The organism is Microcoleus sp. T3_D1 (genome assembly GCF_036700405.1).
GTDB lineage: Bacteria > Cyanobacteriota > Cyanobacteriia > Cyanobacteriales > Microcoleaceae > Microcoleus.
Window position 1 is genome coordinate 1 of the sequence record NZ_JAUBOV010000134.1, and the last position, 10,837, is coordinate 10,837.

The following is a 10,837-nucleotide window of genomic DNA, read 5'->3' on the forward strand; positions in this document are numbered from 1 at the left end:
ACCTCTTTGAACACACCTTGATATTTTTTATTATATCATATTAGTTATTTGTGTAATTAATTTTGTTTGACTACTTAATAAGTACCACTTTCTGTTAAGGTATCGAGCCTATCTGTTGCGTAGTTTGTCCAATATTCTGCTGCTGTAAAGTTAGCGATTTGGCGGCCGCTGGGGGAAATTAACTTAAGTGAGACGCCTGGGTTATTGGTCAGCCCGTCGTAATACAGCTTTTGACCCACCGCGCCATCAAACTTGTAAGCGGTTGTTCCCCAAGCTGGGATTGACGGGATGTTGGTAGTGGCATTCAAATTCAGGGTCTGGGATGCCCCCAAGTCGAGCAAGGAGTAGCCGTAATCGCCGGTTCCCTCTACTCGCAAAGTGTAGGTTCCTGTTTGTTGCAATTGAATCGGGCTTGGGGAATCTGTGCTTGCGCTGGAGCCATTGAGGGCAGAGACAACAGAGCCGCTCGGGTTCAACAGCGTGACGGAGACAGCATCGCCATCCGTATCAAGGCTGTCGAAGTAAACTAACGTACCCGCACTGGCAGTAAAAGTTTGGTTGGCCGGGGTTCCTGGCGAAACCGTACCGCTGCGTGCTATCCCCAAACCCGAGTTCGCCACTGGCGGGGGGGTGATGTTGTTCGCGGAGATGTTGTAACTGACGCTGCTGCTCGATGGGTTCTGCAACGCTAGGGTGTAAGTACCTGTAACGGGCAGCAACACTTCAAAATCGCTGTTTAGCCCAGAGCCGCCTATCTGTGACGAAAAGTTTGGAAAACCGGGAGCGTACAGCGCCCAGCTTGCACCCGATGCTGTTGGCGACAAGCTGTCGAATTGGATTCGCTCTCCTGCCGTACCGCTGATTTGATATAGCACTGCTTCGTTTGGGGGCAAGCTGCCTGGCGTTGCCGTTCCCGGAGACAGGGTTGGGGCTGCTGTTGCATCCCCCAAGCGGAAACTGTAGTTGCCGGAGGTATCATAATTGCCGTCAATTGTCAAGCGGTAAGTGCCGCTTTCAGTGAGAATATTGGACAGGCCGTCAGCACTTGTGTAACCGCTGAAGATTTCCAGACCGCTGGGACTGGTGATTTTAGCTGTGATGTTGCCGTTGCCGAGTTGGGGGTCAAAGTACAGTCGCTGTCCGACGCTGCCAGTAAAGGTGTAAACATCTTGTTCTCCGGGTTTGCTGATACTGGCACTGTTGACGGAACCCAAGGTGAGAGGGGTAGGGTTGGCAGTTGAGAAAAATGGCTGGATGCTGTAGTTGATAGGTGCGGCGGTGCCATTGCCGCCTGGCGCGGGAGTGCCGTCCCCGCGCAAGACTATGTAGTACGTTCCGCTTCCCGGCAGCACTGTCTCTATGTCGCTCCACAGGTAATTAGAGGTCACTAACTGGTTGCCAGGTCCATAGAGATTCCAACCGCCGGGGGACGAGGAAAGGAGGGTGTCCAAATACAGGCGATCGCCCTCGGTACCTGTAAACTGGTAAACGTCCGTCTCCGACCCCGGACTCAAAGTACCACTGGTAGGAGCATTCAGGTTTAATGTCGGTGCTGTTGTTAAAGAGAGCAGCCGGAAATTGTAATTTTCTGTGGATTCGATATACCCGTCTACAATCAGCCGATAATTTCCAGCTTCAGGAAGAATATATGGGATAGTTCTCGCCCAGTCCCCGGATGCAGGGGTATTAAAGACTTCAATACCGCTGGGACTGACCAATCGAACGTAAGTGTTAGGTGTCTCTACCAAAGCGTCTAGCAGCAGTCGCTGGTTGGTGCTGCCACTGAAGGTATAGACATCCCTTTCTCCTTTTTCGCTGATGCTGCCGGATACGCTCAAGTTCCCCCATGTATCTGGTGTCAGCGTTCCCCCGGATTGAGTTTGGGGAGTAATGACCCGGAATTTGTAATCAAAAGGAGTGGCGTTGCGCCCCTGGACTGCCAGCAGGTAGCTACCCGCTGATGGCAGCACGACCTCAAAATCGCCACCTAAACCGCTGGGGTTGTACCCAGCGTAGGTGTTGGGGCCGCCAAAGGTTGTCTTGCTGTCCGTAGCGATGGCCTGATTCCCAGGTCCGTAAAGCGTCCAGTTTGCCCACCCCGAACTCGGTTCTGAATCGAGATAAAGGCGCTGACTGGCGTCCCCAGTAAAGGAATAGAAGTGGGTTTCCAAACCGGGATTTAAGTTTCCGGTGACATCTGCATCCAAGTTAATGGGCGTGGCTTGACCCACATCTAGCAAGTTGAAGCTGTAGTTGCCCGTGCTTTCCCCGTGACCGTCAATCTCTAAGCGGTAAGTACCCGTCTCGTTTATAGTAAATGGCTCTGTATCTGCGCCTAAGTTGATGTTGAAAGTGTCTACACCGCTGGGACTGACAAGCTTTACGGACGCATTTACTTGGGAACTGCTCGACAAGTAGTCAAAGTAGAGGCGCTGCCCTTTCGTGCCACCAAAAGTATAGATATCCTGTTCGCCTTTTTCGGTAATGGCGGCACTGACGGTGTTGGGGTTGGCGTTGTTGCCCAACTGTAGCGGATAAGTAATCGTGTCGGGTGTAACAATTCGGAAGGTATAAGAGGTGCTGCCGAAGAAGGGCGCGCTGCCCCGCATTACCAAAGTATACTCGCTGTCGCTGGGCAAGACGATCTCGTTGTCGTACCAGCCTACGTACCAAGAGCTTACTTGTTTTCCGTCAACCCAGGAGCTTACCTGCCTGCCCTCTCCATCATATAGTACCCAGTTCAGGTTGGAGTTGGTGCTGAGTTGGTCAAAGTACAGCCTTTGTCCTTTGGCTCCGTTGAAGCGATATGCGTCATCTTCTGAGCCGGGACTCAGCACACCCGTCACGTTTCTGTCGAAAGGTGCAACGGGTGTCTGCTCCATGTCAATTAAGCTGAAACCGTAGTCTCCCGCAGCACCATCAATGACTAAGCGGTAGTTGCCCGTTTCGGTCAGGTTGATTGGAGAGCCTTGATAGCTTGTATTGCTATCGAGTACCAGCAAGCCGCTGGGGCTGTACAACTTTAATGTCTGTCCCGGAGTGCTCCTAAGAGAGTCGTAGTACAGTCGCTGTCCTTCGAGAGCGCTGAAAGTATAGATATCTTGTTCTCCTTGATTGCCAATTCGCCCCAGTACGGTGTCGCCAAATACCATTGCTGCTGGCGGAGTCCACTGGACGATTCCCGTTTCTGGGTTGACCCTCATTCCCTCTGGGCCGAGTACCAAGTTGTAGGTTAGGGTATCGGAGTCTGGGTCTTTGGCATCAGCATCGTAGCGGTAAGGTGTATTGACGGCTGCATCGACAATGGGCGTCGAAGTAAAAATCGGCGGTCGATTCGGTGGCGGATTAATAGCTGAAAGCACGTACTTTTGTTTAGCCACTCCACCTTTCCCATCTCCCACTTCCACCGTTACCGCGTGATTTCCAATATCTCCGGCAACCGGATTCCAACTAATAATCCCGGTTTGAGCATCTATCTCCATCCCCTGCGGTTTTTCCAACAAGGAATAAGTCAGCGCATCCCCATCGGCATCAACAGCAATTGCAGTATAAACGTAACTTTTACCCACCAAAGCTTCCGTATTTGGTGTCGCCTTAAATTGTGGAACTTGATTTAACTGGCTTAAAAATACTAAATCGTAACTAAACTGAACTCCTTGAGGATTGTAAAACTTTAACGTATCGGTTGATGTCAGTTCCCCCGGCTTTAAAATGCCGTCACCAACCAGTTTGCTAATGTCGTAATAAGGAATTCCTTCCGGCGTCATTCCGTCCGCATCTAACAGTCGCACCGTTGGGTCGCTAATATTGTTTATCCCTACCAACAACGTATCCCGCACCGGATACTGACCCGCATTTTTTACAGCTAAATCAGCGTAAAGAATTTTGCTGCTTGAATTGAAGGAAGTCTGTTTGTATTCTGCTTCCAGACTGCTCGAAACGTCCTGTAAACGATTGAAATTGACTGGTACGTTAGGGGATACATCCTCGGAGGGCGATGCTGTTACAGGAACTATTGCAGCCGATGAAGGTTGGATGGCAATTGAGGTGATGCCGACGCCGGTTGCTGTATCGCTGTCGTTGTTGACCAAGCGTATTTGCAGTGTAGCAGCCGTACCAGGAGCTATTTGCGATAAATTTACACTGATATTAGAACCGTTGAAAGTAACGCCTGCTGCTAGTTGGGGAGGCTGTCCCTCGGTGAAATTGAAGAAGCTGTTGTGTCCCGTTTCTACAGTGTGAACTAAAGAGCGACCGCTGGCATCGACTAAGGCTATTTCAAAAGCATCCTTGATGGAGTCGGAGTCTGCCCTGTCGAAGTTGAGACCGGCGATATTCACAGTAAGGGTTGACGGCACTGCTGGAATTGTAATGGGCCGTTCTAACTTTTCTGTGAAGGATGTCCCTTCAGCCAGCCATATAACGCCTGAGTCAGTAGCGGAGGTGCGGGTAAAAGTTCTGCTGGCGGTACTGGAATTGCCTGCAAAGTCTGTGGCAGTGGCGGTGAAACTGTTGCTGCCAATAGCTAATGTTACTCCTGCAAACTCAAAGCGTCCTGTAGAGTCAGCAGTAGTTATAGCTCCTGTTTCAGCTAGAATAACGGTACTTCCGGGGTCGGTTTGCCCGGTTAAGGTGACGGTGGAGTCTAGGGTTTGCCCGTCTGCAACGGGAGGGGTGTCGAAAGCTGGGTTTAAGCCAAATGTTAGTTCTGGCGGTGTCGTGTCGAGGGTGAAGGGGAGTTCAAAGGTGTTGGTGTTGCCTTCCGAGTCGGTTGCAAGCAGGTATAGGGTGTACGTGCCGTCTGTTAAGGTGTTGCCGTTTACTGTGGATAGTGTGTTGGGGGTGAGTGCAAAGCTGCCGTCGGAGGTTAGCAAGTCTTTAAGTTCAATGCCGGTAGACTCTCTCGAAAAGCTGGCGCGGAAGCTAGCAATGTCGCTGGCATCGGTAATTGTTCCGCTGATGGCGGGGTTATTGGTGATGCCGTCGGTACTGTTAGAACCGGTGTCGTTAACTAGCGCTGCTGCAATTGTGGGGGGGGCTGTCTCCGGTGGCACTTGGCTGTTGGCGTATTCTATCAGTTGCTGTCCGAGCTGAGTATTGCGCCATTCTCTGTCAGGATTGATAACTGCATCCAGCAGCGGTGCGTTTCCTGTTGCCCCAAGCACTGTGAAGATAAGGTCATTGTAGTCGCTGTCAGAGTTAGCGGCTGACATATCTTCCATCGCAAAAGTGTTCCCCGTTCCGGTTGTGTCGGCGATCGGCAACACGTAAGATGTATCGTTGGAATTGGCATTCGCAATACTGAATAAGGGGCGGTTTTCGGGGAACCAATTTCCCGAATATGAGGATTCGAGCGATGACTGCACTGTACCGTTGGGGACTAACATGACGGCAAAGGTGTCGCCTGGGGTCATATTGAAAGTTTTGATACCCTGATATTCGCCGCTGCCCCACTCCCAGTCGAACGGCATCGAACCGGTGAATTTGGCTCCTTCTATCGAGTCGCTGATGACAATGTGGCCGTCGGTGGAATTGCTTAAAACTCTACGGAATGCTTCGGCAATGAATTCTGGAGTTCCTGGTGTAAATGCTTCCATTCCTGCCAGGCTGAAAATTCCGAGTTCGCCTTCAAAGAAGCCGCCGTCAAATACATAGTCAAATCTGACTTCTCCTTGGTTATCTACAAGAAAAGTCCCGGGGATTGGTAAATTGGCTGTTGTTGTTATTGATAAATTTCTTGGGGGATTGATATTGCTTTGGAAGTTGCCTGTACTCTGTGTTGAATAAGATTGACTGTCTGCAATACCGTCCGAAAATTGAGCCGATTCTTCTGCCTCTAACGGCAGCCAACCGCTCGATACATCTGCGGGTTTTGGCGCAATTTCGGTATCAGAATATGTGGGCTGGGCGACTGTAGTTTCTGTGGGAGTTGAATTGCTATTATAAGTGTTTGAATTTGGTTCGGGTGGGGATTTAAGAGTTGAGGGTGAAACGCTTGTTTCGACTGAGGCTATCAGTGCTGTATCTGCTGCTGTTTCTAATGGAGTTGAGAAAAGTGCCGGTATGGGAGAATCGGTTTGTACGCTAGAGTTTGAGTGAGAAATTAGCGGGTCGGTATCGAGAGAATTAACGACAATTGCCGGGGAGTTTTCTGTCTCTAATTCGGCTGCTGTGAAGGTGACAGCAATGTCCGTATCAATTGTATCCGCAGTGAATTCTGCAAGAGCGAAATCGTCTGTTTTTGGTGGCAATTGTTGGCTTTCAAATTCGGCTGTTATTTCAGCAACAGGGAGTTGGCGTTCAACCGTATCATCCGCTTCGGGTGTGGCAACAATTGACTCGGTTTTTGTCACCAATTGTTCGGTTTCAAATTCGGCTGTTATTTCAGGAAAGGTGGTGTCATATTCAATTAAATCGGCAACCTTTTCTGTTTCTGTAGCAATAATCTCAGCGGTTGTTGTGGGAAATTGTTCAGTTTCAGATTCGGCTGCGTTTTCGGTAACATCCCGGTCAATTTCTTGGGTATCAACAGCCTTCGATGCGGGAATAACCTCAGTAATTTGGGTCGGCAATTGTGACGCAGCATTAGGAAGATTGTCATTGGTTTCTTTTGGCAATTCTTCGCCAAAATTATCGGCAATCTCAGATGTTTTTGCAGGAGGCTGTGAGGCGATAGAAGTGGGAATCAGCCGAGTTTCAGCGGTTGGTGGAGAAGCAGCATTATTTACAGCATAGTCGGCTTCAGCCGGCAATTGAGGAATGCGATTAGTTGCAGTTATGTCGGTTTTAATTAATTCAGCATCTGCTGACTCGCTGACAAGAGATTCTGCTAATACTGGCAGTTCAATTTCCGAATTTAATTCAGTAGGGCTAACACTGGGTGTCTCTGGGGGAGAGGCTGTTTGTTCTATTTGTTGCGATTCTTGACTATCTGATTTGCCAAATGTTGATGTTTCTGTTGGTTGCGATTCTTGACTATCTGATTTGCCAAATGTTGATGTTTCTGTTGGTTGCGCTTCTTCAGTATCGGATTTGCCAAATGTTGATGTTTCTGTTGGTTGCGCTTCTTCAGTATCGGATTTGCCAAATGTTGATGTTTCTGTTGGTTGCGCTTCTTCAGTATCGGATTTGCCAACTATTGATGTTTCTGTTGGTTGCGATTCTTGGCTGTCTGAGTTAGCAAATGTTGATGTTTCTGTTGGTTGCGATTCTTGGCTGTCTGAGTTAGCAAATGTTGATGTTTCTGTTGGTTGCGATTCTTGGCTGTCTGAGTTAGCAACTGTTGCTGCTGTCGGCTGAGGTTTTTGTTGGTCGTTATCAGCAGTTATCGATGGTGTTTCTTCCTGGGATTTATCGCCGGAATTAGTAACAGTTGATTCTCGGGTAAATTTCGGCTCTGATTTATCCGATTCACCCTTCAGTTTTTGAACTAACTGGGAGTGAATTGATGCAGAGAAGGAGTCAACTAATTCGCTGAGGGGAACTATTTTGGATGTAGCGCCCGTGACACAGAATGTGATATCATCGTAATCGATATCGCTTCCTTGAATTAGCCCCATGTCTTCCATGGCGAAGAGTTTGCCTTCGCCTGTAATGTCGGCAATTTGACCGATACTGAAGCTGTCGCTGGGATTGTCTGTAGCTATTGAAAATAGGGGTTTTTTGTCGCCGCCGATTGCGGGGTTGTCGTATACTTGCCGTACAGTGCCGTTGGGTACTAGCATGAAGAAGAATTTGTCTCCAGGCGTCATGGCAAATGTTTTTGTGCCGAGGTATTGCCCGGAATTGAGGTTTTCTGAGCTGTTAGGATCGGTGTAATATGCTCCTTCTAAATCGTCAGAAATTGCGATGTAGCCCTTTGTCGAGTTGCTTAAAGCTCGACTTGCTGCTTCTTTGATGAAGGCCTCGGAACCGGGAACGAATTTTTCCATTCCGAGTAGGCTGACGATGGCTAGTTGTCCGCTATACCAGCCGCCGTCGGATGTGAATTGTATGCCGACTATTCCTTTTTCATCGACAGTGAATGCGTTTGAGTCAAAGTTAACGTTGGTTGGGGGAGTTGAGGTTTGATCTGGTTCTGGGGTTGAGATTTTATGGGGTTCTAGATTAGTGGCTGTATCTAAGTTTTTGGTGGTGGATATTTCGGTAGGTGATGTTTTGTTGGATTCTGATAAATCAGAAGCTGACGCAGTTGCAGGTGATGTTTGATCTGGTTCTGATTTATCAGTCGTTGATGTAGTTGCAGGTAATGTTCGCTCTGGTTCTGAGTTTTCAGCGGCTGATGCAGTTGCGGGTGATGTCTGATCTGGTTCTGATTTATCAGTCGTTGATACAGGTGCAGGTGATGTTCGATCTGGTTCTGATTTATCAGTCGTTGATACAGTTGTAGGTGATGTTCGATCTGGTTCAGGGTTTTCAGTGGCTGAGGCAGTTGCGGGTGATGTTGTATTTTCTCCTGAATTGTCAGACGTTGATGCAGTTGCCGGTGATATTTTGTTTGGTGATGACTCGCTTTTGAGTGTAGTCTCTGATGATAAAGGCGTTTGGTGTTCTTCGGGTTTTGAAGTCGTTTCAGCGGTAGCGGGTAATGGCGTTTTGTCGGAAGCTTTTTCGCTCGTGGTAGATGCAGTTACAACGGGTAATGTTTTGTCCGAATCTTGTTCTGATTTTGTGGAGGCGGTTGGCGATAATTGTGTTTTATTTTCCAGCAATTCATCGGGAACAGCGGTTGTAGCTGCTGTGCTTTTATTTAGTTCTGAGTTGCTGATTGAGGAGTTGACTGGAGGTATGTCAGTCGCAGATTTATTAGAATCAGAAGAAACGTTATTTGATACAATTCGATTGGGGTTGATTAGGGGGTCTCCTAAGTCGGAGTCGAGTTTACCAATTAGGGGGTCAACTTCAGAATTTGTTGTATCCCTGAGAGTGCTGTTAGTTATCAGAGGGCTGGTGTTGGCAGAAGGTATGCTGTTAATATCGGAGGCTTTATTAATAATAAAAGCATCAGTTTCTGTTAGACTGAATTCGGATGCGGGTTCGCTTGCTGGTTCTATTAAGTTTAAGTTAAGCTGTTCGGATTCGGATGATTCTGCCGAAGCTTGATATAATAAAGGTTTTGAGGTTTGAATTCCCGGCAGCAGAGGGGGCTTTGTCGGGGCAAGTCCGGGAATTAAGGATTCCTGTTTTTCTATTAAAGGTTCTCCAATCGGGTCTGTTAAAGGCACTCTGGGTACTCCTGATTTGAGGGTTAAATAATAGTTTTGGTAAGCTTGGATGCGGAACTTATCTTTTTGAGGAGATGCGAGTTGCAATTATGTTACCCGCTTTGGTCGAGTCGCCTGTTTGAATGGAGTTATAAGGCTCTTCCGTACTCCTTAAACGACTGTAGCCCGCGAAGCTATTGTGTTACTCGCTTTCGCTATTTATTGAGTCCTAGACTCAATTTATTCAGTCCTAGGCTCAATTTATTCAGTCCTCGATTCAACGGGTCAATTTTGACACTATCTGTAGTGGTAAGGCGGGGAGCGGCGCATCATACAAGTAGAGTCTATGCGTCCAGGACTATTATTATTGATTGTTTTGCTTGATGTTCGAGCTGGAAAACTGTCTGTTGTAGGATTAACAGTCAAGGTAGGGGTTGCAAAATTTGTGCTTTTGCTACTTTTTTGGGGAAAACGCAATCGAAATGGCTTTGTTAAAGTCATGGCTGCACCCTTGATTTTTAATTGATTTGGCGTTGAGCAAATTCGAGGAATCTTTACTTACGCTTACTCTTACGACTGCGCTCAACTTGTTGCTCATCCTTATTATCGGCTAGACTCGATTATAAATATATTAGTTACAATACTGAACTTTATAGTTTTTGCTGCTGCGAGTCGGAAGAAATTTCTGTATATTTACGGAGAGTTGTTTGACTTATGTTAAGTCTTTATAAAAGTAACGGTTTTCATGCGGGAAAATACTTAAATCAGGCAGGAAAATACTTAAATTAACGAATCCACTCCAAGCTTCCTAAGCGCCCGTTTCCTCTCGCTCGGCAGCACCGCTTGGAAAGTCATTCACTGCTCGGACACCCGACCCACTTCGGGCAAATCCAGCAGTTCTGCGGTGTCAGCAACCTGACTCTCAACTAGAGCGAATTTTCTACCCGGGAGCGATCGCTCAAAAAGAGGCATCCTCGGTTCGTGGAGAGCCCGCTCGCGAAGAATGCAGCATACACGCGTAAAACGATAGCGATACCTTGAATCCCGCACGCTAATCGCTATTTTGATAGGATTGCTTGAAAAAACTGTAGCGTAAAACTTTACGATTATCAATTGCTGAGAGTTTGGAGAAAATCGAGCCGGGAAATACCGTTGCTGTTGGTACAGTTGCAGGCATTTTAGAATCAACTGATTCCCTCGGCAATTTGGCGGAAGGCGACTTATAGTTTAAGGAAAATTCCTCCGGGTCATTCGCTGGTGATCGCTTCTTGAGGAAAGGCTGATTGTTTCTGCAACTGATGCTGCGTAGAGGCGGTATGCAGCGGATAATTTAGTAACGCTTTCTCCCAACAATCCTGTTATTTACAAATATTTTATAACAAAAATGCTCATTATTAATCAACAGCGTGCAGGCGACTAACGTCGCGCCCTCTGGGTAAGCTGTAACTGTCTTACCCACCTATGCAATTAATCACCCTCACTGATTTAAGTTTTCTAGCCAATCCGACACAACTAACAGTTCCCATTGAATTGAAACAAGAGGGATTTCAACTAATAACTGTAGTTTAGACTAAAAAATGAGTGCAGCTAAAAGTAGCCACCTTTTAACAGAAGGCAAGATGTTGCTCAAAAAC

Annotated in this window: 2 protein-coding genes; one reads left to right on the top strand and one right to left on the bottom strand. The window is 47.5% G+C overall.

Going from position 1 to position 10,837, the window contains the following annotated elements; all coding sequences use genetic code 11:
- Nucleotides 1–74: 74 nt before the first annotated feature.
- The gene (locus QT992_RS31980; RefSeq protein WP_333378609.1) at nucleotides 75–9,224 is read right to left on the bottom strand and encodes a DUF4114 domain-containing protein; all 9,150 of its coding nucleotides are present in this window, start codon (nucleotides 9,222–9,224) and stop codon (nucleotides 75–77) included.
- Between the two features lie 325 nt (nucleotides 9,225–9,549).
- On the opposite strand from QT992_RS31980, the gene QT992_RS31985 reads away from it, so the two are divergent.
- Complete coding sequence (locus tag QT992_RS31985; protein WP_333378606.1) at nucleotides 9,550–9,729, top strand: hypothetical protein; 180 nt, start codon at nucleotides 9,550–9,552, stop codon at nucleotides 9,727–9,729.
- Nucleotides 9,730–10,837: the final 1,108 nt, after the last annotated feature.

Excerpts from the sequence above, each read along its gene's own strand:
- QT992_RS31985 (WP_333378606.1), top strand. The coding sequence starts at position 9,550 with ATGCGTCCAGGACTATTATTATTGATTGTTTTGCTTGATGTTCGAGCT.